The following is a 23,151-nucleotide window of genomic DNA, read 5'->3' as shown; positions in this document are numbered from 1 at the left end:
CTCCAATGGCGTGAAAAGACTGATTGCCTATGCGCGAAAGTCGCGGACGCCACCAGCCCCGCCCCATTGAGGCGCGGCGGGCAGCCTGCTAAGCGCCGCACATGGAGGAACAACCCACCCCGTCGCCGCGCGCCAGCGCCCGTCCCGCGCTTGGCAGCCTGGCGATGCTGTGGATGTTCGCCAAACGCTATCCGGGGCGGATCGCGGGCGCGCTGGCTGCGCTGATCGTGTCGTCCGCCGCGACGCTGGGCATCCCCAGCGGCTTCCGGCTGGTGATCGACCGGGGCTTTATGGGCGGGGGCGATATCAGCCGCTGGTTCGAATATCTGCTGCTGATCGTCATCATCCTGGCGATCGCCAGTGCGCTGCGCTTTTACTTCGTGTCCTGGCTGGGCGAGCGGGTCGTTGCCGATATTCGCAGCGCGACCCAGGCCAATTTGCTGCGGCAGGCGCCCCGCTTCTTCGAGGAGAACCGCCCGTCCGAGATCGCGTCGCGCATGACTGCCGATACCGCTGTGGTCGAGCAGGTGGTCGGATCGACCGTGTCGATCGCGCTGCGCAATCTGGTGACCGGGGTTGGTGGCCTCATCTATCTCTTTGCGCTGGCCCCCAAGCTGGCGGCGATGCTGCTGCTGGGTATCCCGATCATCCTGCTGGTGCTGGTCAGTCTGGGGCGCAAGGTGCGCAGCCTGTCGCGCGCGAGTCAGGACCGGCTGGCTGACGTCGGCAGCGTGACCAACGAAGTGCTGGCGGCGATGAAGATCGTCCAGGCGTTCGGGCAGGAGGCGCGGGAGGCGGCGCGGTTCGACGCCACGGTCGAAAGCGGGTTCGGCACCGCGCGGCGGCGCATCCGGTTGCGCGCGATCATGACGGCGGTGGTAATATCGCTGGTGTTCGGATCGATCACGGCGGTGATGTGGCAGGGTGCGCTGGACGTCGCGGCGGGGAAGCTGTCGGGGGGCAGCATTGCCGCGTTCGTGCTGACCGGCGGACTGGTCGCAGGCGCCTTCGGATCGCTCTCTGAAAGCTGGGGCGATCTGCTGCGCGGCGCGGGGGCGGCCAGTCGCCTGCATGAGTTGATGACAGCGACGCCGGACATATTGCCACCCGCCAGCCCGACCGTGCTTCCGCGTGCGGCACATGGCGCGCGGCTGACGTTCGAAGATGTGCATTTTCATTATCCCACCCGGCCCGATCAGGCCGCACTCAATGGCGTGTCGATCGACGTTGCGCCGGGCGAGACGGTGGCCGTGGTCGGGCCTTCGGGGGCTGGCAAATCGACGCTGATCCAGTTGGCGTTGCGATTCTACGATCCCGCATCGGGCGTGATCCGGCTGAACGGCGTGCCACTGCCACAGGCTGATCCGGCAGCGATCCGTGCGATGATGGCGATGGTGCCGCAGGATAGCGTGATCTTCGCCGCGTCGGCGCGCGACAATCTGCGCTATGGGCGGTGGGACGCGTCCGACGAGCAGATTTGGGATGCCGCCCGCGCCGCCAATGCGGAGGGCTTCCTGCGCGCGCTACCGCAAGGACTGGACAGTCCGATGGGGGAAGCGGGCACCCGCCTGTCGGGCGGGCAGCGGCAAAGGCTGTCGATCGCACGCGCGCTGCTGCGCGATGCGCCGATCCTGCTACTGGATGAAGCGACATCAGCGCTCGATGCCGAATCGGAGCGGCTGGTGCAGGATGCGCTTGGCCGGTTGATGGAGGGGCGCACGACCATCGTCATCGCCCATAGGCTGGCGACGGTGCGCGCCGCTGACCGGATCATCGTGCTGGACGAAGGTCGGATCGTCGAACAGGGCGATCATGCTTCGCTGGTCGCGCAGGGCGGTCTTTATGCGCGCCTTGCCAGTTTGCAGTTTCAGGATGCGCCGCTCGCCTGACCTTTGGCCGCCGCCGTTCAGACGAACGCCGGGCCGCTGCTCAGCTTGATGATATGATCGAGAATTGCGGGATGGAGCGGGCGTTCGAAGGCACAGCCTGCCTCATGCGCGCGCGACCACAGGACGCGGGCGCGACGCCCCTCGAAGCCCGGCAGCATGACCCATAATTCACTGCCGCTGGTCAGCTTCATGAAGCTCTGGAGACGAAAGCCGGTGACGGAGACGTCCGCGATGCGGCTGTTGAACCAGGTTTCACCGGGACGGCGCACACGGACGCTGATCTGCACATAGGCGCGCTCGGCGAGCCGTGCTTTTCGATCCAAGTCAGTCTGTCGTTCGGCGCTCATGGCTCACTATCGCCCGTCCTTCGCCACCATTATCGGCGATTGGCGTAAGCAAAGGGTTAAGAGTCTGTCTGGAATGCGCGAAAGGCGAGAACAAAAAAAGGGGCCACCCGAAGGTGACCCCTGAAAGATCGGCATTATCACCATCCCGATGCCGCCCTGCCCGCCTGGAAAAACGGGAAGTCCTGACACAAACTGGCAGGCGCGGACAATCAGCGTTTAGAAATTGCCATATTGTTCGTTGCCGACGAAGCCCAGCTTCGTCACGCCCGCACGCTTGATCTCCGCCAGCACCTCATCAACGGTGACATAACGGGTCTGCGCGTTCGGCTGGAACTGAAGTTCCGGCTCGACCGGCAGGCGCAGCGACTGCTGCAGATATTGACGCAGGGTCAGCAGGTCGATCGCCGAACCGTTCCAGGTGATGATCCCGGCCGGGTCGATGGCAACCTTGTTCTTCACCGGATCGATCGGGCTATCCGTCGGCGGTGCGCTCTGCGGCAGGTCGATCTTGACCGCGTGGGTCTGGATCGGAATCGTGATGATGAACATGATGAGGAGAACAAGCATGACGTCGATCAACGGCGTCGTGTTCATTTCCATCATCGGTTCGCCTTCATCGGAACCCATGCTCATGGCCATAGCGAAATCTCCTTAATCAGCCGGTCAGAGGCGCTGCGTCGTCGTGCCGGGTTCCGGCTCGGAGATGAAGCCCACCTTGGGGAAACCGGCGCGCTGCATCGTGTAGATCGTACCACCGATGCACCGGTAGGGGGTGTTGATGTCACCGCGGATATGCACTTCTGGCATGTCTTCGGGCGTCATATTTTCGACGCCGCCTGCCTTCTTGATATCCGATTCCAGCTTCGCCACGGCCCGGTTGAGCAGATCGCTGGAATCGACCTTGGTCATGTTCCAGAAAACAGCGCAGCTGCCATCCGACCCGGTAGTGACCGAGAGAGAGACATTTTCGGGCTTCGTCGTGGTCGGCTCGAACGCCACCTTGGGAAGTTGCAGTTCGACCGTCTGGACGACGACCGGGACCGCGATGAGAAAGATGATGAGCAACACCAGCATGACGTCGACGAGCGGCGTCGTGTTGATGTCGGACAACGGTTTGTCGTCACCGCCGCCGGGGCCAACACTCATTGCCATTGATAATATCCTAACATTGGTGTCGATGGCGCCTCACCATCGCGACGAGGCCCATGGTCGGCGGGGAACGGGATGGTCGCAGCGGCCATCCCGTTCCCGCGCCGGCATCTCAAGACAATCAGGCCTTGGTCGGCGCAGCAACCGGCTTGGCAGCAGGTGCGGCGGGAGCCGGAGCAACGCTGGGCTTAACCGCGCCGTTCGACACCAGATAGGCCAGCAGATCGACCGTGAAGCCGTTAAGCTGTTCGGCGATCGACTTGTTGCGGCGCTGCAGGAAGTTGTAGGCCAGCACCGCGGGAACGGCCACGGCCAGACCCAGGGCGGTCATGATGAGCGCTTCACCGACCGGCCCTGCGACCGCGTCGATCGACGCCTGACCGGCTGCACCGATCTTGATCAGCGCGCGATAGATGCCGATAACCGTACCGAACAGACCGATGAACGGCGAGGTCGAACCCACGGTTGCGAGGAAGGCGAGACCGCCGCCCAGCGACGAGTTGATCGCGGCTTCCGAACGACCGAGCGAACCGTGCAGCCAGTCATGCGCTTCGACCGGATCAGTCAGCTTGGTATGTTCTTCCTGCGCCTTGATGCCGTCATCGACGATCTGCTTGTAGGCGGAGTTCTTTTCCAGCTTGGCCGAGCCTTCCTTGATGTTGGCTGCGCGCCAGAAGGTCGCACGGACCTTCTTACCCTGGTTGATCACCTTCTGCTGTTCGATCAGCTTGGTGAAGAGAATGTAGAAAGTGCCGACCGACATGCCGCACAGGATGAGGAACACGGTCCAGGCGATCGTGCCGCCCTGTTCCAGAGCTTCCATAAGGCCATAGGGGTTTTCCGGCTTCGGCGCCGCAGCTGCGAGATACATCAACATGTTCAAGACTTCCCTCTCAATGAGATCAAGCTAGAGCAAGACGGCGCCGGGCGCGCACCTTGCCCGTTTGGATTATTCCGGCAGACGCCAGGTGATACGGCCATTGTACGTATCGGGCATTTCCGCACCGTCGGAACCCTTGGCCGGCTTGAAACGCGCACGGCGCGGCAGCAGGCGGCAGGTCGCCTCATCGAGGTCAGAGTGACCGGTCGAGGAGGTGATGGTGCAGTCGGTCACCCGACCGTCAGGCCCGATTTGCAGGCGGAAACCCGCCGTACCAGAGCGTTCTTCGCGCTGGGCGCGGCTCGGATAATCCGCATCGCTGAGCCAGCTGCCAGGCGAACTGCGCGGGGTAGCGCGGCTTGCAGCGACAGCGGGCGGCGGCGGTGGCGGTGGCGGTGGAGCGGCGACCGGAACCGGATTGAACACCGGAGGGGGTGTCCGAACAACGGTCATGGTCGGCGCTGGCGCCGGGGTCTGCACGATCGGCGGCGGGGCAACTACCGGCGGCGGCTCGACCGGCTGGTCTGGCGGCGGCGGTGGCGGCTCCTCATCCGGTGGCGGCGGCTCTTCCTTCACGTCGATCACGTTCAGCTGTTCTGCCGCCTTTTTGACATATTTCATGCCAAGACCGGTGACGAAGGCATAGCCAAGAACAGCGTGAATCAGGGCGACGATGATGATCGAGACAGTCCGACTCGATCCTTGCGAGTGGTCAGCATAGGCCATTCGGCAACGACACTCCTTAACTCATCTTACCAGTGGTTTATACAAATCAGCCAAAAACGACCCAAGCCGACCGGGCTACCCCGGCCACCTTCGGCCCCTGTCCGTCCAATTGCTACCGTGCAAACTCCTATCGCGGCACATCGTGGCACGCAAACGCTTTATCGATATGTTCATTTGCGGTTACCATTTCATAGCGGAATGACTTGCCTGTGACATCCTTGCCACGAGCCAAAAACATAGGACGAAGCTGATGATGAAATCCACCACCCTGTTGTGCCGGCTCGCGCTGCCATGCCTCATTTCAGCCGCAAATCTCCCGGTTTTCCCTGCTTTAGCGCAACAATCGCCGGTGACAGCGCAATCGAGAGTTGCGGCGACCGCCCTGTCCTATGCCGACATTGTAGACCTGGCGGACAATGCGCCGCTGGTGGCCCATGTGCGAATCCGCAACATCATCACATTGAAGCCCGAACAGGCCGGAGACGTTCCTGCAGGCTATAAACGGCTGTTTATCGAGGGCGATGTGACGGGTTTGATTCGCGGTGAGGCGGGAATCACCCCCCTTGTCAGCTGGCTCTATGATGCCCCGATCGATGCGCGGGGCAAATTGCCCAAGCTAAAGAAAGCACAGGTCATCCTGTTCGCGCGGCCCGGCAGTCGGCCCGGCCAGATTCAGCTGGTTGCCCGTGACGCGCAGGTTCCGGCTACCCCCGCTCAAATCGACCGGGTCAAAGGCATATTGTCGGCACTGGTCGCGAGCGATGCCCCGCCGCGCATCCTGGGGCTGGGCGATGCCTTCCATGTCGCGGGCACGGTGGCGGGCGAGGGCGAGACGCAAATTTTCCTGCGCACCGAGAATGGCGATCCGGTGTCGCTCTCGATTCTCCGGCGGCCAAGTGAACCTCCCCGCTGGGCAGTGGCACTGGGCGAGATTGTCGACGAAGCCGCGCGCCCACCGGTTCCCGGCAGCCTGCTCTGGTATCGCCTTGCCTGCGCGTTGCCCCCTGCCCTGCCCGCCCGCGCGGTGCGCACCCTGTCCGTGCAGGATGCCGAAGCGGCGCGCGCCGACTACAGGCTAGTGATTGATGCGCTGGGGCCGTGCGGGCGGACGCGGACGCCCACCTGATACAGCTTTTGCTTGGACGGGCGCGCACCTGTCGCTATCAGCGCGGGCTTCATCACCTGCGCCGATTAGAGAGAGAGACGTCCCCATGACCAATCTGCACCGCCATGCCCCGCTGCGCGTCGCGCTCGTCGGCCTCGGCACGGTGGGCGGGGGCGTCATCCGGCTGCTCAACACCAATGGCGACCTGATCGCCCGGCGCGCGGGCTGCCCGATCCAGATCGTCGCCATTTCCGCGCGCGACCGGAACAAGGATCGCGGCGTCGACCTGTCCCCCTATGAATGGGTGGACGATATGAACAGCCTGGCCACGCGCGACGACATCGACGTCGTCGTCGAACTGATCGGCGGGTCGGACGGTCCGGCGCTGACGCTGGCGCGCCACTGCCTGACCGCAGGCAAGCCCTTCGTCACCGCGAACAAGGCGATGCTCGCCCATCATGGGCTGGACCTGGCCCGCCTTGCCGAAAAGGGCGGCATTGCGCTGAAATATGAAGCTGCGGTCGCAGGCGGCATCCCGGTGATCAAGGGGATGCGCGAAGGCGCCGCCGCGAACGAGATTTCGCGCGTCTACGGTATCCTCAACGGCACCTGCAACTACATCCTGACGACGATGGAGAAGGAAGGCCGGGGCTTTGGCGAGGTGCTGAAGGAAGCGCAGGAACTGGGCTATGCCGAAGCCGACCCCAGTTTCGACATTGACGGGGTTGATGCCGCGCACAAGCTGACCATCCTGGCCAGCCTGGCCTTCGGCACCGAACTGGATTTCGCCGCGGTCGCGACCACCGGCATCCGTCACGTCATTGCCGCTGACATTGCCGAAGCCGCCGCGCTGGGCTTCCGCATCCGGCTGGTTGGCATGGCGCAGAATGGCGCAGACGGGCTGTTCCAGCGGGTGCACCCGATGCTGGTGCCGCTCGATCATCCGCTGGCCCATGTCGATGGATCATTGAACGCCGTCGTGGTCGAAGGGAATTTCGTCGGCCGCCTCTTCTTTCAAGGACGCGGCGCAGGCGACGGCCCTACGGCGTCGGCGGTGGTTGCCGACCTGATCGACGTCGCGCGCGACGAATATGGCGACGCCTTTGCCATGCCGGTCGCCGCGCTGACCCCGCAAAATACTGCCGATGCAGGCGCACGGGTGGGCCGCACCTATTTGCGCTTCATGGTGCAGGACCGCCCCGGCGTGCTGGCCGAAATCGCCGCCGCCACTCGCGACGCGGGCGTATCGATCGAAAGCATGATCCAGCGCGGCGCGCATCAGGAGGATGGCGTGCTGGTCGCCATCGTCACCCATGCGGGCGAGGAACGCTGCATCCGCGACACGCTGGAGCGGCTTGCCGGATCGGAAAGCCTGCTCGGTACGCCGATGGTGATGCATATCCTGGATTGAGCGGTCCTAATGCTGCCCGGCGCCCTTGAAACGGTCCGGGAGCGGCGGCGGCGCGGAGAGGTCGACATCGGGATCGATGATCGCGGTCACGCTTTTGCGCACAACGTCCGCCACCTTGAACAGCGACAGACCACCGACACATCCCATCCCCTGCCCGCCGGTCACGCCGCAACTTCCCTGCCGTACCGCCGCTGCCGATGCACGCGGTGCATCCCCCCTCACGACACCGCCCTGTGTAGATTCGCGCGGCAGGGGCAGGCGTTCGCGCCCATTGCGTTCGGCACGATTCCCACACACGACAATCGCATTGCCGCTGCGGTCGCACGGTTTCACCACCTGAGTCCTGGCGCGATAGGCAGCCATCAACGCTTCGTCCGCCGCGTGCGCATCTAACGGCAAGAGGAGAATAAGGAGGCTGGCCAGGGATTTCATTGCACCCAATCCACCATGGAAACATGGCTGCATAATGGCCACTCCCCTTCCCTGCTCGACAAGTACGGGGCAACAGCCTATCCGCTCAGCCCATAAGAAAAGGCAGAGGAATGAAGATGGTGCAGGCAAGTTCGACGCTGGATCGCGTGTTGGTGCTGGAAATGGTCCGCGTTACCGAAGCGGCGGCCATTGCCGCGTCGAAGCTGATCGGCCGGGGCGATGAAAAGGCCGCTGACGCTGCCGCCGTCGAGGCCATGCGCCTTGCCTTTAACGACCTCTATATGGACGGGACCGTCGTCATCGGCGAAGGCGAACGCGACGAGGCGCCGATGCTCTATATTGGCGAGAAGGTCGGCAATGCGATCGGCTCCGGCCCCAAAATCGACATCGCGCTCGACCCGCTGGAAGGCACCACCATCACCGCCAAGGCCGGGCCGAACGCACTGGCCGTGCTGGCCATTTCCGAAGAAGGCGGACTACTCAACGCACCCGACGTCTATATGGACAAGCTGGCGGTGGGACCGGGCTATCCCGATGGGATCATCGATCTGGCCCGCTCGGCGAAGGAGAATGTCGAGGCGGTGGCCGCCGCCAAGGGCGTGGAACCCGCCGACATTATCGTGTGTGTGCTGGACCGCCCGCGTCATGAGAAATTGATCGCGGAACTGCGGGCGATTGGTTGCGGCATCATGCTGATCCCCGATGGCGACGTGGCCGGCGTGATCGCCACCACCGATCCTGAAACCACGATCGACATCTATATGGGGTCTGGCGGCGCGCCTGAGGGCGTGCTGGCCTGCGCCGCGCTGCGCTGCGTTGGCGGGCAGTTCAAAGGGCGCCTGCTGTTCCGCAATGAGGATGAGAAGCAGCGCGCGCGCAAATGGGGCATCACCGATCTCGACAAGATTTATGACCTGAAGGAACTGGCCAAGGGCGACTGCATCTTCGCCGCCACCGGCGTTACTGACGGGTCATTGCTCGACGGGGTCAAGCGGCTGCCCGGCGGCAAGCTGACAACTGAAAGCGTGGTGATGCGCGCCAGCACCGGCACGGTGCGCTGGGTCAAGGGCGAGCATCGGTTGAACCACAAACCGCTTTAAGCGACAGTGAGCCGGACATAGTGAAAGGGAGCCGACCGGCTCCCTTTTTTGTGGGTTGGGGCCGATGGAGACAAGCTACCCCGTTCGTTTCGAGCGAAGTCGAGAAACGTCGCGTACAGGTTTCTCGACTTCGCTCGAAACGAACGGAGACTGGGGTTTTTAACCGTAAGGCTTCACACTCTAGCGCCCGGCGCGGTGGTTGAGGTCGTGGCCCAGCGCCAGGATGCCGACGCCGATCAGCGTATAGACGCTTTCCTGCCAGCCATGGTCCATGGTCAGCGCGCCTGCCATCACCCCAAGCCCCAGCGATCCGATCGCGGCGGGCATCATGAAGCGGTGGACCATCGCACCATGGCCAAGCGCGATTGCGCCGAGCAATATGGCCAGCACCAGTCCGGCTTCATGAAAGATCGGACTTTCAAAAATGCCGCCCGCCGTCGCCAGCAGGCCCAGCACCACGGCGGTCACGAAGCAATGCGCCAGGCACAGGCCCGACAGCGCGATCGCGAAACGATCGAGACGGCCGGACAAGAGGAAGTGGCGAAGGGACTGCGACATGCTGGCCGTTACATAGGCCAGTCGATCATAAGTTACAACATATCATCGGATGTTTTTATGGACGGGCGCGAACCTGCCCTCCATCGCGCCTAAGCCGCCAGACGCAGGCAGTTACGGCCGCTATGCTTGGCGCGATAGAGCGCCTTGTCCGCTGCTTCGAGCATCGCCGATCGCGTCGATTCGCCGTCCAGTTTGACCAGACCCGCGCTGAAGGTGACGGAGATAGCCTCGCCGTCCGCCTCCCCGACCGGGATCGGATCGACCATACGGGCGCGCAGCCGTTCACAGATCATGCTGGCACGATCAATGTCGCTGTCAGTCAGCAGGATCGCAAATTCCTCGCCACCCAGACGACCGATACTGTCAATGGTCCGCAGCCCCGGCCGCAGCCGTTCGACAAAGGCGCTCAGCACCCGATCCCCTGCGCCATGGCCGTAACAGTCGTTCACCGCCTTGAAATGGTCAATGTCGATCAGCAACAGGCAGGACCGCGCGCCCTGACGCGCGCGTAATATTTCCGCTTCCAGCTTGTCGAGGAAGGCGCGGCGACTGTCTGCGCCGGTCAGCGAATCGCGCGCGGCGACCTGTTGCAGCGCCTGCTGGCGCGCCTTGTGCCGGGACATGTCGCGAATCATGCTGACGACGCCGACGGGCACGCCGCGTTCGTCCACCACGGCGCGGCTGACCATTTCGCACCATTGCAGTTCGCCGTCGGACACGAGGGAGCGAAATTCCACGGTTTGACTCACGCCTGGATGCGCCAGAACGCGGCGGTGGGTGGCGATGACGATCGCGCGGTCCTGCGGATCGACCAGATTGGCGGCGGACTGGCCGATCAGCAGTTCGGGCGCACAGCCAATCTGTTCGGCGGCCGAGGGGGAAGCATAATGGATGATGCCGTCCACGCCGATGTTGAGGACCACGTCGCCGCTATGTTCGGCAATGGCGCGATAGCGCGCCTCGCTATCCTGCAACATCAGGAACAGGCGGCGGCGACCGTTGAGTTCCGCCGCGACCAACATGCTCATCAGGAAGCTGAGGGCGAGGTAGAATTGAAAATATTGGACCCGCATACCCGTCGACCCAGGCAGCATGGTCATCGGGCCGACACCGTGCATGGTCGCCACCCCGCCGATCACCGCCAGGATGATGATGGACGCTGCCGCCCCCATTTGCCCGGTGCGGAAAGCGATCAGGACCAGCGGCAGGAACGACACGAACAATAGCGGGAAACGCGCCCAGAAGAAGATATGGACCATGGAAAGCGCAAACAGCGCCAGCAATGCGACGGTCTCGACCTTCGCCCGCACCGGCGTATCGCGCCACCAGCGGCCACATTCGCCCTGCAAGAACAGGATCAGGATCGGCGCAAACGTAAGCCCACCCAGCACATGGCCGCTATACCATTGCAGCCAGGATGCGCCGAACGGCACCGGCGTCAGGAAAGAGGCGACGATCGCCGCCATGGCAGCGGCGATGACATTGGCGACGCCGCACAGGGCAATGATGAATATGATAAGCGGGCGGATCGCGCCGATAATCCGGCGATCCGGCACGAAGCGACGGCAGATGATCGCAACGATCAGCGATTCGACGATATTGATCGCCGCCATCGGGATGGCGGCGAGCGGTCCCATGCCGAACAGGGCGGTGGCCATGGCGCTGGCGATGGCGCAGGCGATGATGGCGCGCGGCCAGTAGCGGGTGCGCGAGGTCAGCAGTTCGGCCATCAGGAAAGCGTTGGCGCCCCAGATGAAGGCTAGCCCGCCTTCAAAGCGGGAGAGCAGCAGCGCCAGCGTCGCCACGACGAAGTAGACGCTGCCGGTGATGACCGGCGCGAATATCGATGAGGAGTGACGAAGGGCGGACCGTTGCATGTTGGCAAGGAGGCTAGCGCCGCATCCTTAATATTTGCTCACCATTTGCCCGTAATGGCGGGAAAGGCCGCTGTAATAGCGTCGCAAAAACCCCGGCGCTTTCGCGCCGGGGTCGAGTATTTCAAAGCTGGGCCGAGGCGTCAGGCCGAGGCATCCGAAAGCAGCGGGTCGGTCGGCGCGGAGATGGACGGATTGCGATCCTTGATCGTAGCCCGCGCCGCGCGCACGCCCGCACCATAATCAGGGTGAACCTGATCAAACAGCTTGCACTGACGTTCCTCGATAAAGTCGGGGATGTCGCCCATGGCCGCGGCGATATTGGCGAACAACCGTTCCTTCTCGCCCGCGTCGAACAGTTCGAACAGGGCGCGTGGCTGGCTGAAATCGTCATTGCCCTCCCTGTGGTTCCACCGGTCTGCATCGCCCGAAATCCGCAGCGGCGGCTCCAGATATTTATTGTCCTCGACCGGCCCGCCAAAGCTGTTCGGCTCATAATAGGCCGCCGGATTGGGATTATTGGGGGTGAAGCGCATCGCCCCGTCCTTGTGATAATGATGGACCGGACATTTGGGGGCGTTGACCGGCAGCGCCTCATAATGGGTGCCGATGCGGTGGCGGTGCGCGTCGGCATAGGCGAAGATGCGCGCCTGGAGCATCTTGTCGGGCGAGAAACCGATGCCCGGCACGATGTTGGAGGGCGACATCGCCAGCTGCTCAATCTCCGCGAAATAATTGTCGGCGTTGCGGTTCAGTTCCATCACGCCGATGTCGATCGGCGGATAGTCGGCATGGGGCCACACTTTGGTGAGGTCGAACGGATTGTAGGGCGTGTTGTCCGCGTCCAGTTCGGGCATGATCTGAACCTGCACCTTCCATTTGGGGAAGTCGCCCTGCTCTATCGCCTCGAACAGATCCTCCTGCGTCGATTCGCGGGTGCGGCCCACGACCTGCGCCGCTTCCTCATTGGTCCAATGCTTGTGGCCCTGCATCGTCTTGAAGTGGAACTTGACCCAGAACCGCTCATTGGCGTCATTGATCAGGCTGAAAGTATGGCTGCCATAGCCGTTGATGTGGCGCACGTCGGTGGGCAGGCCGCGGTCCGACATCAGGATCGTTACCTGATGCAGCGATTCCGGGCTGAGCGACCAGAAGTCCCACATAGCCGTGGGCGAGCGCAAATTGGTGCGCGGGTGGCGCTTTTGCGTATGGATGAAATCGGGGAATTTCAGCGGGTCGCGGACGAAAAAGACCGGCGTATTGTTGCCGACCAGATCCCAATTGCCTTCAGGCGTGTAGAATTTCATCGCAAAGCCGCGCACGTCGCGTTCGGCATCCGCCGCACCCGCTTCGCCAGCCACGGTCGAAAAGCGCAGAATCATCGGCGTCTGCGCGCCCGGTTGCAGCACCTTCGCCTTGGTATAGGCGCTGATGTCGCCGGTGATGGTCAGCGTTCCGTGCGCGCCCCAGCCCTTGGCGTGGACGACGCGCTCAGGGATGCGTTCGCGATTCTGGTGGGCCAGCTTTTCGAGCAGCTGATAATCCTGGAGCAGCAGCGGGCCGCGCGGGCCAGCGCTCAGGCTGTTCTGATTGTCGGCGATCGGCGCGCCGCCGCTGGTCGTCATGATGGGCTTGTCGGCCATGATCTTGCTCCTCGTCTAGCGAATGGAGAAAGGATAAGCCGCCTTCAAGTTCCGGTGAAATTAATTAAAATGTGCTGACTGATCGAATTTTACGGTAAATCCGATAAGGCCGACATCAGGCCTTTTCCAGCGTGCATTGCAGCGGATGCTGGTTTTGCCGGGCGAAATCCATCACCTGATTGACCTTGGTCTCCGCCACTTCATAGCTGAAAATACCGCACACGCCGACGCCGCGCTGGTGAACATGCAGCATCACGCGAGTCGCCTGCTCCATATCCATGCGGAAAAATTGCTGGAGGACATGCACGACGAATTCCATCGGCGTGTAATCGTCATTGAGCATCAGCACTTTGTAGAGCGACGGCTTTTTCGTGCGGGTGCGGGTGCGCGTGGCAATGCCGACGCTGGGACCGGTGCCATCGCCCGGATCGTCGCGATCCTCCCCCGTCATCGTCACGGGGATCATCGATGCTGTCAAAATACTGGTCATGATGGGCGAGAATATGGCGATTTGTCGCTGCATGGCAAGGGGTCCGCGGGGACATGCGCCTGTGGTAACCATCTATTTTGCAGACAGCAAAAGGGCGCGCCCTCCGATATGGAGGGCGCGCCCCTGATGCGGCAAGTCCGATCGCTTAGGCGGCGAGCGACTTCACCTTGTCGGTGACCAGGGTCACGCGGGCGGTCAGCGGGCTGGCGACGTCACCGGCCAGCTTCATCATCGCTTCGCTGCTCTTGGCGGCTTCCTTGGTGAAATCATCGAAGCTGCTCGAAAACAGCTGGCTCTGCAGCTGGAAGAATTCGGTCGGCGTCTTGATGGTCGAGAAGGTCTTGAACGAGGCAGTCGCCTTCTCAAAGCTCTTGCGGCTGTAATCGACGGCTTCCTGGCCCAGCGTTTCCATGCCCTTGGCCGCGATCTTGCCGGATTCGACCAGCGCTTCGACATTGCCCTTGGCCAGGTCGCTCAGCTCTTCGATCGCCTTGGTCGACTTTTCGACGCTGGCCTTCGCCTTTTCGTTGAGGTCGGCATAGACGGTTTCCATCTTGGCCTTGGCGTCTTCAGCGAACTTCTTGCCGGTTTCGATTACGTCGTTCATCGTCTTAGTTCCTTCTATGGCGGACAGCGTATTGATTGCGAACGGTTCGGCCTGCTTGGGCAGGCTCTTGGTCATTTCGGGTTCGGCCGGGGCTTGCTGCGGCGCGGCGGCTACAGGCGCGTCGACCACTGGTTCAGCTTCCACGACCGGCTCAGCAACCGGCTCCGGGAGCGGCGGCGCATCGACGGCGGTGGTCGCCGCCACGATCGCGGACGGATTGGCGTCGATTGCCTTGACGCTCGATGCCGTCGCCTTGCGTGCGGTCGGCTTCTTGGGTGTCGGGGCGATCGCCGCCTCGGCAGCCTTGAGCGCTTCGCTGGCCGACAAGGTCGTCGATGCGCTTTTGGCGCGCGGGGCGCTGCGTCCGGTCTTGGGTGTTACGGCCATGGACTTTTCTCCATTTGTTGCAGTGCACAATAATCATTTCGCAAAGTGATTGCAAGACTTATTGTGCACTGCAACAAAACCGTCATTCCGTCTGACGGCGGAGGGTCGCAAGGGCTGGAAAATGCGGGCTTAACGGCCCTTTACGTAGCGGCCCGGTGCGTCCTCTATCGCCTTGAGCCGGCCTTTGCCTGGCTGGCGTGCGCCCTTGGCCGGGACGGTGTGCGGATCGAGTCGCTCGATCCAGGCGCGCCAGTCGGGCCACCAGCTGCCCTTGGTTTCCTGCGCTGCGGCAAGGAAAGCATCGAGCGTCGGCTGGCAGTCGTCGCAAGCCCAATATTGATATTTCTGCGCCGCCGGAGGATTGATGACCCCGGCGATATGGCCGGACCCGGCGAGCAGGAAGCGGATCGGTCCCGATAATTGCTCGGTGAGTTTCCACACGCTTTCCAGCGGGGCGATATGGTCCTCCTTGCCCGCCTGCACATAGGCAGGGGTCATGATTTTTTTGAGGTCAATCGGCGTACCGTCGATCGTGATGGCGCCGGGGACAACCAGCAGATTGTCGCGATAAAGCTGGGTCAGATAATCTTTGTGCCAGCGCGCGGGCAGGTTGGTGGTGTCGCCATTCCAGTACAGCAGGTCGAACGGGGGATAATCCTGTCCCAGCAGATAGTTGTTAACGACATAGGACCAGATCAGGTCGCGGCCGCGCAACAGGTTGAAGGTGAGCGCCATGTAGCGGCCATCGAGAAATCCCTTGGACGACAGCTGATCGACCAGCTTCATCTGCTCATCGTCGATGAACAGGGTCAGGTCGCCCGCCTGGCTGAAATCGACCTGGGCGGTGAAGAAGGTCGCGCTCGCCACCTTGTCCCCCTCCCCACGCGCAGCCAGCAGCGCCAGCGTCGCCGCCAGCGTGGTGCCCGCGACGCAATAGCCGATCGTGTGGACGCTGGGCACCTTGAGCAGATCGCGCACCGTGTCGATCGCGTCGACCTGCCCGCGCAGGATATAATCGTCCCAGATCAAATCCTTCATCGACTCGTCGGCGGACTTCCACGACACCAGAAACACGCTGATCCCCTGATCCACCGCCCATTTGACGAAGCTTTTTTGCGGGGACAGGTCGAGGATGTAGAAGCGGTTGATCCATGGCGGGAAGATGATGAGCGGGGTCGCCAGCACGTCCGGCGTGGACGGCGCATAATGGATCAGCTGATAGAGCGGGGTTTCGTGGATCACCTTGCCCGGCGTCGCGGCGATATTGACGCCCAGCTCGAACTGGGTGCCGTCGGTGTGGGTCAGCTGGCCCTTTTCCAGATCGGCCAGCATATGCTGCAAACCCTTGACCAGATTTTCGCCGCCGCTCTGGATCGTCTTTTCAACGACCGTCGGGTTGGTCAGCGGGAAATTGGAGGGCGAGAGCGCATCGAGCATTCCGCTGGTCGCAAAGCGCAGCTTGGCCTTCTGCTTGGGGTCCACGCCATCGACCGCATCGGCCAGTTGCAGCATATAGTCCGAGACGAGCAGATAGCTTTGCCGGATCAGGTCGTAAAAGGGGTGCTGGGTCCAGGCCGGATCGGCAAAGCGGCGGTCCTTGGCCGCTGCCGGGCTGTTTGCAGGGGCCGGTTCGGGCTTGTCGCGGAACATGCCGCCCGAATCGAGGAAACGCTGCCACATCGCCAGCCCTTCGTCGGCAAAACTCGTCTGGATACGCGCCACTGCTTCGGGCGAGAAAGGCAGGGTCTGGCCCGCCGCCCCTGCCGCCTGCTCCAGCATCATTTGCTGGGCCTGGCCTATCGCATGGGTCCATTGCTGCATCTGTTCCAGCGTGGGCAGATGCGGCTCGATGATGTCGGCTTTATCCATGGCCACCCTGCTCCTCCTGGCATCGTTTCTATGCGCCGCTTTCTCTGGCGCGTCGCCATCGGGCCGGTTATAGCCAGATTGTGACGCGGCAACGGCGCGACACGCACTATTCCTTACCTAGAGCTTTCAGGAAAGCCTTATAATGTCCGAAGAATTCTATCGCATGAAGCGCCTGCCCCCCTATGTCATCGCGGAAGTCAACGCGATGCGGGCCGCCGCGCGTGCGGCGGGAGAGGATATTATCGATCTGGGCATGGGCAATCCCGACCTGCCGCCGCCGCCGCATGTCATCGACAAGCTGATCGAGGTGGCGCGCAAGCCCGACGCCCATGGCTATTCCCAGTCGAAGGGGATTCCGGGCCTTCGCAAGGCGCAGGCCAATTATTATGGCCGCCGTTTCGGCGTGGATGTCGACCCGGAAACCGAGGTCGTCGTGACCATGGGGTCCAAGGAAGGCCTTGCCAGCCTGGCCACCGCGATCACGGCGCCGGGCGATGTCGTGCTGGCCCCCAACCCCAGTTACCCGATCCATATGTTCGGTTTCATATTGGCGGGCGCTACCATCCGGTCGGTGCCGACGACGCCCGACGACAATTATTTCCGCTCGCTCGACCGCGCCATGGCCTTCACCGTGCCGCGCCCGTCAATCCTGGTGGTCAATTATCCGTCCAACCCGACCGCCGAGACGGTCGATCTGGCCTTTTACGAGCGGCTGGTCGCCTGGGCGAAGGAGAATAAGGTCTGGGTCCTGAGCGACCTTGCCTATTCCGAGCTGTACTATGACGGCAACCCGACGCCTTCCATTTTGCAGGTGCCGGGCGCGAAGGATATTGCGATCGAGTTCACGTCGCTCAGCAAGACATACTCGATGGCGGGCTGGCGGATCGGATTTGCGGTCGGCAACAAGCAACTGATCGCGGCGATGAGCCGGGTGAAATCCTATCTGGATTATGGCGCGTTCACGCCGATTCAGGCAGCCGCCTGCGCCGCGCTCAACGGGCCGCAGGATATCGTGCAGAAGAACCGCGAACTCTATCACAAGCGCCGCGACGTGCTGGTCGAAAGCTTCGGTCGCGCCGGATGGGACATTCCCGCCCCGCCCGCGTCCATGTTCGCCTGGGCACCACTGCCGCCTGCGCTGAAAGAGATGGGCAGCCTGGAATTTTCCAAGCAATTGCTGACCCATGCCAAGGTCGCGGTCGCGCCGGGCGTAGGCTATGGCGAGGATGGCGAAGGCTATGTCCGCATCGCCATGGTGGAGAATGAACAGCGGCTGCGGCAGGCAGCGCGCAACATCAAATCCTATCTCAAGTCGATGGGCGTCAATACGCCGGCCAAGGGCGCGGCCTGACGGTCGCGCCAGCGCCATGATCGCGCTGCCCCAAGTCTCGCTGGTCGCGCAGACCATCCAGCTGGCGCTGGCCCCGGTGTTCCTGCTGGCGGGGATCGGCGCGTTCTTGAATGTCTGCGTCAGCCGTCTTGCGCGGATCATCGACCGGGCGCGGACGGTGGAGGCGGCGATCCTGACCACGCGGGGGCGTGAGCATGACCGGCTGGTCCATGAAATCCGCGTCCTCGACCAGCGGATGAGCGTGGTCAACATCGCCATCTTCCTGTCGGTCGCATCGGCCTGCGCCGTGTGTCTGGTCGTCATCCTGCTGTTTGCGGGCAATTTGTTCGGCGCACATCTGGGGACGCCGATCGCGATATTGTTCAGTCTGGCGATGCTGTTGCAGGCGGGCGGCTTTGCGACCTTCATTCAGGAAATCCGGCTGGGATCGAAGATCATCCACGTCCGCAACGAAGTCCTTTATCACAAGGTCGAGACGGAGGATGATGCGAAGTGACCCGCTTCACCGTTAACGACCGGCCTGTGCAATATAGGATGGACCCGGACACGCCTTTGCTATGGGCATTGCGCGATGCGTCCAACCTGACCGGCACCAAATATGGCTGCGGCACCGGCGACTGCGGTGCCTGCACCGTCGATATAGACGGGGAAGCGGTGCGATCCTGCCAGGTGACGATCGGCAAGACGGAGGGGCGTTTCGTTACCACGATCGAGGCGCTGTCGCCCGATCGCGGCCATCCGGTGCAACAGGCGTTCGCCGCCGACAATGTGTCCCAATGCGGCTATTGCATCCCCGGCATGATCATGGCCGCGTCGGTGCTGCTGCGCCGGACCAATGATCCAAGCGATGCGGAGATTGACGCGGCGATCACCAATATCTGCCGCTGCGGCATCTACCCCCGGCTGCGCGGCGCGATCCGCCGGGCGGGGCGGATCATGCGGGGCGAGGATACAGGTGTCGGCGAACAGGGGGCCGCCGCCCCGCCGCCTGGCATTACGCCGGAGGAGGCTGCCCGCACCGTCCCGGCGCTGGGCAGGCCTGCGCCTCAGCCGCCCAAGTCATAGGCGCGGATCGTCAGCCCTTGCCGCCGACCAGCGGCGTCATCGCCTGCGCGAGGGTCGCGCCCGAATAGGGCTTCTTGACCAGGGTGACCCCGGCAAAGCGATCCGGCAGTTCCAGCCCGTCGCCATAGCCGGTCGCAAACAGAAAGGGGATGCCGCGTTCGACCAACAGGTCCGCCACCGGCATACTGGTTTCGGCACCCAGATTGAAATCCAGCACGGCCAGATCAATGGGCTGCTGCTCGATCGCCTCCCGCGCCCGCGCGACGCTGGCGGCAGTGGTTACGTCCGCGCCCAGATCGCGCAACGCATCCTCTCCATCCATGGCGATGATCATATTATCCTCGACGAGGAGGACGTGGCGACCCTTGAGCAGTTCGGGCGTCGCGGCGATCACGGGCAGCGGGCGATCCGTGCCGACGACATCGGGCAGCACAGACACGACATGGACGGAGGGGATGCAGAAATGCGCCTCTATCCCGGCCAGACGATAGTGGATTTCGGCATGGCCATCCAGGTCATAAGGGATGGAGCGTTCGATCACGGTCGACCCAAAGCCGCGCCGCGTGGGTGCGACCACGGCCGGGCCGCCGCTTTCGGTCCAGTCGATCAGCAGGCTGCCATCCTGATCCACATGCCAGTCGATCGCGACCGTGCCATTGTCCGACAGAGCGCCATATTTGGCGGCATTGGTCAGCATTTCGTGGATCACCAGCGCCATGACGGTGAAGCATCCCGGCGTCAGCAGCACATTGGGACCGGTCAGCGTCACCCGGTCGCGCCGCTCGCCCAGATAAGCGCCCGCCTCCACCTCGATCAGGTCATAAAGGCGCGCGGGACTCCAGCGATCAGCGGTGATCTGATCATGGGCGCGGGCCAGCGCATGGATGCGGCTTTCCAGCGTGCCGATGAAATCCTCGACCGACACGGCGCTGCTGCGCGTCTGGGACAAGAGGCCACGGATCAACGCCAATATGTTGCGCACCCGGTGGTTGAGTTCCGCGATCAGCAATTCCTGCTTCTCATGCGCGCGCTGCCGTTCCGCGTCCGCCGAATCGGACAGGCGTAGCACCACCTCCAGCAGGGCGGTGCGCAACGCTTCGGCGACGCGCAACTGGGCGGGTGCGAACGGCAGCGCCGTCCCCTTCACCAGTTCCGACCATTCCTCGAAACTTTTGCGCGGGGTGAGGCGCGGGCCGTTGGGACCATATTCGATATGTTTGTCCTGTTGTCCCGCCCAGCGCACCGCGCGCAACTGCTCCGCACGGAACAGCACGACATAGTCGCGCGGTCGGCGCGACAGGGGAATGGCAAGCAGCCCGGCGGCGCGGTCGGCATAGGCGGCAGCTTCGGGCAGGACCCGGCTCAGCGTGTCGGTGGTATAGACCTGGCTCGCCGCAACCCGGTTGAGCATCGAGACGATCGCGGCAAAGGCGGCCTTGTCCGGGGTTAGCCCTGAAAAGCTGATCTGTCCGTCAATATAGACGCCCACACCATCGGCAGGAATCGTGTCGAAGATGATGTCGCCCAGCCAGCGGGCGTTGGACAGCAGGTCATGATCCTGCGCCACTGCCGACATCAGCCGGTCGGCCACCTGCCGCGCCTTGCCCTCATAGGCGGCGGTTTCGGCGCGCTCACGGCTTTCCAGCATCATCGAGAAGATCTGACCGAACAGTTCGGCCGCGCTGCGCTGGGCGAAAGTCGGCAGGCGCGGGACATAATGATGGCAGGCGAACAGCCCCCACAACCGCCCTTCGACAATGATCGAGATGGAAAGCGACGCCCCCACCCCCATATTGCGGAGATATTCGATATGGATGGGCGAGACGGCGCGGGTCAGGCATAGTGACATATCCAGCGGCGCGCCGGTCGGATCGAGTGCGGGGACGACGGGCACCGGCACAGCCTGCACATCGGCAATGACGCGGAAGATGTTGCGCAGATAGAGCGCGCGCGCCTGCACCGGAATGTCGGATGCTGGGTAATGCAGGCCAAAGAAGCTGTCGATGCCGGGCCGCAGCGCTTCGGCGACCACTTCGCCATCGCCGCCATCGGCGAAGCGATAGACCATCACCCGATCAAAGCCGGTCAGCGCCCGCACCTGCCGCGCGCCATCGCGCAGGAAGGCGGTCATGCCATCGGCCTGCCCCAGCCGCGCGACCATCGAACGGACCGCGCTGCTGGCCTCCATCTCGTCCGCGCTGGCCGGCTCGGCTTCGATCACCACCAGCTGGCCGGAAAAATGGACGGCGACGTCAAACGGCCTGCCGCCCGGCATCAGGGTGAGCGAGAAGATGCGCTCGACCGAATCGGGACCACGTAACAAAGTGATGCGATTGCGCAGCGTGTGGATGGCTTCGCCATCCAACAGGGCGCTGACGGGCTTGCCCAGCATGTCGTCGGGGGACAGGCCGATGAACGCGGCGCTGTTGGCCGACACGCGCGATACCAGCCAGTCGGCGGTCAGCGCGATCAGGAAGCCAAAGGGCTGGACAGTACCCAGCACATGGATCGGTTCCCGATCGCAATTGGTGAGGTTGACGGCGAAATCCGCGCCGCTGCCGCCGTCAGCCATGGGCGGCGACCGGTTCAGGCTGGGCTGCTGCGGCAAATAGGGCGAAGGCAGCCTGCGCGCCCTGCACGGCGTCGTCCAGCCAGCCTTCGCCCCCGTCAGCGGCGGCCTGATCAAGCGCCTGCTGAAACGCGACCCAGCCGCCCTTGCCATGGACCGCCGACAGATAGGCGCGGGGCAGGCCGGGCGCGATCTGCCGCGCGAGCATCGCCCCGCCCAGCCGCGATCCTTCCAGCGCATAGAGCAGCCCCCAGCGGTAACCGTCCCGATCGGGATCAGCCAGAAACAGAGGCGCGGGCATCGACATGCCCATCGCCGCCAGATCCGCCGCGATCAGCGGCAGGCGCGGCGAAGCCGGACGCGCGACCGATTCGAGCGCGCCCAGCGCACGGGCATGGGCCGTCAGGAAGGCAGCATAATGGCTTTGCGAATCAAGTCGGTAGCCCGAAAACAGCGTGTCGACACGGTGATGGCTGTCGCTCGTCGCTTCGCGCAGAGCCTGGCGGACGCCGCTGACATTGGGAGATTTCTTCACTCGGCAGTCCTATAGAGAGGGCAGGCACCCTGCACTGATCTGGATCAGCTTTTGACCCGGTTCCGGCCATTTTTGACGGACAGAACGATACGAACACGGAACAACGCGCAAAGCCAAAATTGGGTTCATTACGCCCGGCGATTCTTTCGATAAGCTGACGGACAGGTTCAGAATTGCGACATCGCGCGCCATCTAGAAGGGCGGCATGAGGGGGCAGAAGGTTCCCGCAAACAGAAAGTCACGATGATGTTCAGGAAGATGATGCTGACGGGACTGATGGCTGCAACGCTGTTGAGCGGTGTCGCGCCGGCCTATGCCCAGAGCAATGACAATGGCCGTGGGAATCGCGGCGATCGTGCAGAACGAGGTGGGGCAGAACGTGGCGGAGCAGACCGCCAATCCTATCAGTGGCGCGGTAACGGACAGCGGCCGATGGGCGGTGACGGGCAGCAGGCGCAACGCTGGCAACAGCGGCAGGACCGCGCGGTAGCGCAAGCACCGGCGCAGCAGGCTCCGGTCCAGCAACCGCGTGCGGATCGTCCGTGGCGCAACTCCGGCAATCCTGCGGTCGTGCCAGCACCGGCGCGACAGGACGCACGACAGGACAGGCGGGATGATCGCCGCAATGACCGGCAGGACTGGCGCAATGATCGCCGCGACGGTCGGCAGGATTATCGTCAGGACAGGCGTGACGACCGGCGCGATGATCGGCGCTGGAACGATAATCGCGGTTCGGTCGGCAACTGGAACAATGGCCGCCGCTATGACGACCGGACCCGGTGGAGCAACCAGCAGCGCTGGAATAATGGCTGGCGGCAGGACCGGCGCTATGACTGGAACAGCTATCGCAACCGTTATGGCAACCAGTATCGCATGGGCCGCTACAACGCGCCGCGCGGCTGGAACTATGGCTATCGCCGCTTCTCCGTGGGCATCGTGCTGAGCAGCCTGCTCTATTCCAACAGCTATTGGCTGAACGACCCTTACGCCTATCGCCTGCCGCCCGCTTACGGCACGCTGCGCTGGGTGCGCTATTATGACGACGCCATGCTGGTGGACATTCGCGACGGCTATGTCGTCGACGTGATCCATGATTTCTTCTGGTAACACGCCTCCCTGAAGTGGCCTTCAGGAATACTGGCCCCGGTGCGGAGACGCGCCGGG

The 23,151-nt window shown here is 63.2% G+C and carries 22 protein-coding genes; 8 read left to right on the top strand and 14 right to left on the bottom strand.

What is annotated here, in order from left to right; all coding sequences use genetic code 11:
• Positions 1-101: 101 nt before the first annotated feature.
• Positions 102-1,889 (top strand): ABC transporter transmembrane domain-containing protein, encoded by a 1,788-nt coding sequence (locus ACODSR_RS16855; RefSeq protein WP_489077791.1) that lies wholly within the window; start codon positions 102-104, stop codon positions 1,887-1,889.
• Positions 1,890-1,906: 17 nt separating this feature from the next.
• On the opposite strand, the gene ACODSR_RS16850 is transcribed toward ACODSR_RS16855, so the two are convergent.
• The 5 genes from ACODSR_RS16850 to ACODSR_RS16830 form a co-directional block, all read right to left on the bottom strand.
• Positions 1,907-2,236, bottom strand: coding sequence for a PilZ domain-containing protein (locus tag ACODSR_RS16850; RefSeq protein ID WP_294133066.1), 330 nt, complete (start codon positions 2,234-2,236; stop codon positions 1,907-1,909).
• 216 nt (positions 2,237-2,452) lie between these two features.
• A complete protein-coding gene (locus ACODSR_RS16845; RefSeq protein ID WP_489077790.1) occupies positions 2,453-2,875 on the bottom strand; it encodes an ExbD/TolR family protein in 423 nt (140 codons plus the stop codon).
• 24 nt (positions 2,876-2,899) lie between these two features.
• Positions 2,900-3,388 (bottom strand): ExbD/TolR family protein, encoded by a 489-nt coding sequence (locus ACODSR_RS16840; RefSeq protein WP_489077789.1) that lies wholly within the window; start codon positions 3,386-3,388, stop codon positions 2,900-2,902.
• Between the two features lie 118 nt (positions 3,389-3,506).
• Positions 3,507-4,262 carry a MotA/TolQ/ExbB proton channel family protein gene (locus tag ACODSR_RS16835; protein ID WP_182913875.1) on the bottom strand — a complete coding sequence of 252 codons (756 nt, stop codon included), beginning with the start codon at positions 4,260-4,262 and terminating at the stop codon, positions 3,507-3,509.
• A gap of 72 nt (positions 4,263-4,334) precedes the next feature.
• A complete protein-coding gene (locus ACODSR_RS16830; RefSeq protein WP_489077788.1) occupies positions 4,335-4,991 on the bottom strand; it encodes an energy transducer TonB in 657 nt (218 codons plus the stop codon).
• 253 nt (positions 4,992-5,244) lie between these two features.
• Here ACODSR_RS16830 and ACODSR_RS16825 point away from each other — a divergent pair, with 253 nt between their 5' ends.
• Positions 5,245-6,117, top strand: coding sequence for a hypothetical protein (locus tag ACODSR_RS16825; protein ID WP_489077835.1), 873 nt, complete (start codon positions 5,245-5,247; stop codon positions 6,115-6,117).
• Between the two features lie 85 nt (positions 6,118-6,202).
• On the top strand, positions 6,203-7,507 hold the full coding sequence (locus tag ACODSR_RS16820; RefSeq protein ID WP_489077787.1) for a homoserine dehydrogenase: 1,305 nt from the start codon (positions 6,203-6,205) through the stop codon (positions 7,505-7,507).
• Positions 7,508-7,513: 6 nt separating this feature from the next.
• Here ACODSR_RS16820 and ACODSR_RS16815 read toward each other — a convergent pair whose 3' ends face one another.
• Entirely contained in the window at positions 7,514-7,939 is a 426-nt protein-coding gene (locus tag ACODSR_RS16815; RefSeq protein WP_489077786.1) for a hypothetical protein, read from the bottom strand.
• Positions 7,940-8,055: 116 nt separating this feature from the next.
• Between ACODSR_RS16815 and glpX the strand changes: the two genes are divergently transcribed.
• Positions 8,056-9,039: a class II fructose-bisphosphatase gene (gene glpX / locus ACODSR_RS16810; protein ID WP_489077834.1), complete on the top strand. Its 984-nt coding sequence runs from the start codon at positions 8,056-8,058 to the stop codon at positions 9,037-9,039.
• 180 nt (positions 9,040-9,219) lie between these two features.
• On the opposite strand, the gene ACODSR_RS16805 is transcribed toward glpX, so the two are convergent.
• The 6 genes from ACODSR_RS16805 to ACODSR_RS16780 form a co-directional block, all read right to left on the bottom strand.
• Positions 9,220-9,597, bottom strand: a complete 378-nt coding sequence (locus tag ACODSR_RS16805) for a MerC domain-containing protein (protein WP_006959143.1) — start codon at positions 9,595-9,597, stop codon at positions 9,220-9,222.
• Positions 9,598-9,686: 89 nt separating this feature from the next.
• Entirely contained in the window at positions 9,687-11,474 is a 1,788-nt protein-coding gene (locus ACODSR_RS16800; RefSeq protein ID WP_489077785.1) for a sensor domain-containing diguanylate cyclase, read from the bottom strand.
• 140 nt (positions 11,475-11,614) lie between these two features.
• On the bottom strand, positions 11,615-13,114 hold the full coding sequence (locus ACODSR_RS16795; RefSeq protein ID WP_489077784.1) for a catalase: 1,500 nt from the start codon (positions 13,112-13,114) through the stop codon (positions 11,615-11,617).
• A 115-nt stretch (positions 13,115-13,229) separates the two neighbouring features.
• Positions 13,230-13,637: an ATP-dependent Clp protease adapter ClpS gene (clpS, locus tag ACODSR_RS16790; RefSeq protein WP_489077783.1), complete on the bottom strand. Its 408-nt coding sequence runs from the start codon at positions 13,635-13,637 to the stop codon at positions 13,230-13,232.
• Between the two features lie 112 nt (positions 13,638-13,749).
• The gene (locus tag ACODSR_RS16785) at positions 13,750-14,598 is read right to left on the bottom strand and encodes a phasin family protein (protein ID WP_489077782.1); all 849 of its coding nucleotides are present in this window, start codon (positions 14,596-14,598) and stop codon (positions 13,750-13,752) included.
• A gap of 129 nt (positions 14,599-14,727) precedes the next feature.
• Entirely contained in the window at positions 14,728-16,467 is a 1,740-nt protein-coding gene (locus tag ACODSR_RS16780; RefSeq protein ID WP_489077781.1) for a PHA/PHB synthase family protein, read from the bottom strand.
• A gap of 142 nt (positions 16,468-16,609) precedes the next feature.
• On the opposite strand from ACODSR_RS16780, the gene ACODSR_RS16775 reads away from it, so the two are divergent.
• The 3 genes from ACODSR_RS16775 to ACODSR_RS16765 are packed head-to-tail and all read left to right on the top strand — an operon-like array spanning position 16,610 to position 18,883.
• On the top strand, positions 16,610-17,818 hold the full coding sequence (locus tag ACODSR_RS16775) for an LL-diaminopimelate aminotransferase (RefSeq protein WP_489077780.1): 1,209 nt from the start codon (positions 16,610-16,612) through the stop codon (positions 17,816-17,818).
• Positions 17,819-17,834: 16 nt separating this feature from the next.
• Positions 17,835-18,314 (top strand): DUF2721 domain-containing protein, encoded by a 480-nt coding sequence (locus tag ACODSR_RS16770; RefSeq protein WP_489077779.1) that lies wholly within the window; start codon positions 17,835-17,837, stop codon positions 18,312-18,314.
• A complete protein-coding gene (locus ACODSR_RS16765; protein ID WP_489077778.1) occupies positions 18,311-18,883 on the top strand; it encodes a (2Fe-2S)-binding protein in 573 nt (190 codons plus the stop codon). The genes ACODSR_RS16770 and ACODSR_RS16765 overlap by 4 nt, the downstream gene beginning before the upstream one ends.
• A gap of 10 nt (positions 18,884-18,893) precedes the next feature.
• Here the strand turns inward: ACODSR_RS16765 and ACODSR_RS16760 are convergent, their stop codons facing one another.
• Together ACODSR_RS16760 and ACODSR_RS16755 are read right to left on the bottom strand one after the other, a co-directional pair.
• Positions 18,894-21,455, bottom strand: coding sequence for an HWE histidine kinase domain-containing protein (locus ACODSR_RS16760; RefSeq protein WP_489077777.1), 2,562 nt, complete (start codon positions 21,453-21,455; stop codon positions 18,894-18,896).
• On the bottom strand, positions 21,448-21,987 hold the full coding sequence (locus ACODSR_RS16755) for a biliverdin-producing heme oxygenase (RefSeq protein ID WP_489077776.1): 540 nt from the start codon (positions 21,985-21,987) through the stop codon (positions 21,448-21,450). The genes ACODSR_RS16760 and ACODSR_RS16755 overlap by 8 nt, the downstream gene beginning before the upstream one ends.
• Positions 21,988-22,230: 243 nt before the next feature.
• On the opposite strand from ACODSR_RS16755, the gene ACODSR_RS16750 reads away from it, so the two are divergent.
• On the top strand, positions 22,231-23,094 hold the full coding sequence (locus ACODSR_RS16750) for an RcnB family protein (protein WP_489077775.1): 864 nt from the start codon (positions 22,231-22,233) through the stop codon (positions 23,092-23,094).
• The last annotated feature ends 57 nt before the right edge of the window (positions 23,095-23,151 follow it).

Source organism: Sphingobium sp. FG125 (assembly GCF_057809795.1).
Note: the sequence above shows the minus strand (reverse complement) of the source record. Positions and strands in the feature narration are given on the sequence as shown.

What these genes read in the sequence shown, in the direction of transcription:
- ACODSR_RS16855 (WP_489077791.1), top strand. Translation starts at nt 102, where the DNA reads ATGGAGGAACAACCCACCCCGTCGCCGCGCGCCAGCGCCCGTCCCGCG.
- ACODSR_RS16850 (WP_294133066.1), bottom strand. Translation starts at nt 2,236, where the DNA reads ATGAGCGCCGAACGACAGACTGACTTGGATCGAAAAGCACGGCTCGCC.
- ACODSR_RS16845 (WP_489077790.1), bottom strand. Translation starts at nt 2,875, where the DNA reads ATGGCCATGAGCATGGGTTCCGATGAAGGCGAACCGATGATGGAAATG.
- ACODSR_RS16840 (WP_489077789.1), bottom strand. Translation starts at nt 3,388, where the DNA reads ATGGCAATGAGTGTTGGCCCCGGCGGCGGTGACGACAAACCGTTGTCC.
- ACODSR_RS16835 (WP_182913875.1), bottom strand. Translation starts at nt 4,262, where the DNA reads ATGTTGATGTATCTCGCAGCTGCGGCGCCGAAGCCGGAAAACCCCTAT.
- ACODSR_RS16830 (WP_489077788.1), bottom strand. Translation starts at nt 4,991, where the DNA reads ATGGCCTATGCTGACCACTCGCAAGGATCGAGTCGGACTGTCTCGATC.
- ACODSR_RS16825 (WP_489077835.1), top strand. Translation starts at nt 5,245, where the DNA reads ATGAAATCCACCACCCTGTTGTGCCGGCTCGCGCTGCCATGCCTCATT.
- ACODSR_RS16820 (WP_489077787.1), top strand. Translation starts at nt 6,203, where the DNA reads ATGACCAATCTGCACCGCCATGCCCCGCTGCGCGTCGCGCTCGTCGGC.
- ACODSR_RS16815 (WP_489077786.1), bottom strand. Translation starts at nt 7,939, where the DNA reads ATGAAATCCCTGGCCAGCCTCCTTATTCTCCTCTTGCCGTTAGATGCG.
- glpX (WP_489077834.1), top strand. Translation starts at nt 8,056, where the DNA reads ATGGTGCAGGCAAGTTCGACGCTGGATCGCGTGTTGGTGCTGGAAATG.
- ACODSR_RS16805 (WP_006959143.1), bottom strand. Translation starts at nt 9,597, where the DNA reads ATGTCGCAGTCCCTTCGCCACTTCCTCTTGTCCGGCCGTCTCGATCGT.
- ACODSR_RS16800 (WP_489077785.1), bottom strand. Translation starts at nt 11,474, where the DNA reads ATGCAACGGTCCGCCCTTCGTCACTCCTCATCGATATTCGCGCCGGTC.
- ACODSR_RS16795 (WP_489077784.1), bottom strand. Translation starts at nt 13,114, where the DNA reads ATGGCCGACAAGCCCATCATGACGACCAGCGGCGGCGCGCCGATCGCC.
- clpS (WP_489077783.1), bottom strand. Translation starts at nt 13,637, where the DNA reads ATGCAGCGACAAATCGCCATATTCTCGCCCATCATGACCAGTATTTTG.
- ACODSR_RS16785 (WP_489077782.1), bottom strand. Translation starts at nt 14,598, where the DNA reads ATGGCCGTAACACCCAAGACCGGACGCAGCGCCCCGCGCGCCAAAAGC.
- ACODSR_RS16780 (WP_489077781.1), bottom strand. Translation starts at nt 16,467, where the DNA reads ATGGATAAAGCCGACATCATCGAGCCGCATCTGCCCACGCTGGAACAG.
- ACODSR_RS16775 (WP_489077780.1), top strand. Translation starts at nt 16,610, where the DNA reads ATGTCCGAAGAATTCTATCGCATGAAGCGCCTGCCCCCCTATGTCATC.
- ACODSR_RS16770 (WP_489077779.1), top strand. Translation starts at nt 17,835, where the DNA reads ATGATCGCGCTGCCCCAAGTCTCGCTGGTCGCGCAGACCATCCAGCTG.
- ACODSR_RS16760 (WP_489077777.1), bottom strand. Translation starts at nt 21,455, where the DNA reads ATGGCTGACGGCGGCAGCGGCGCGGATTTCGCCGTCAACCTCACCAAT.
- ACODSR_RS16750 (WP_489077775.1), top strand. Translation starts at nt 22,231, where the DNA reads ATGATGTTCAGGAAGATGATGCTGACGGGACTGATGGCTGCAACGCTG.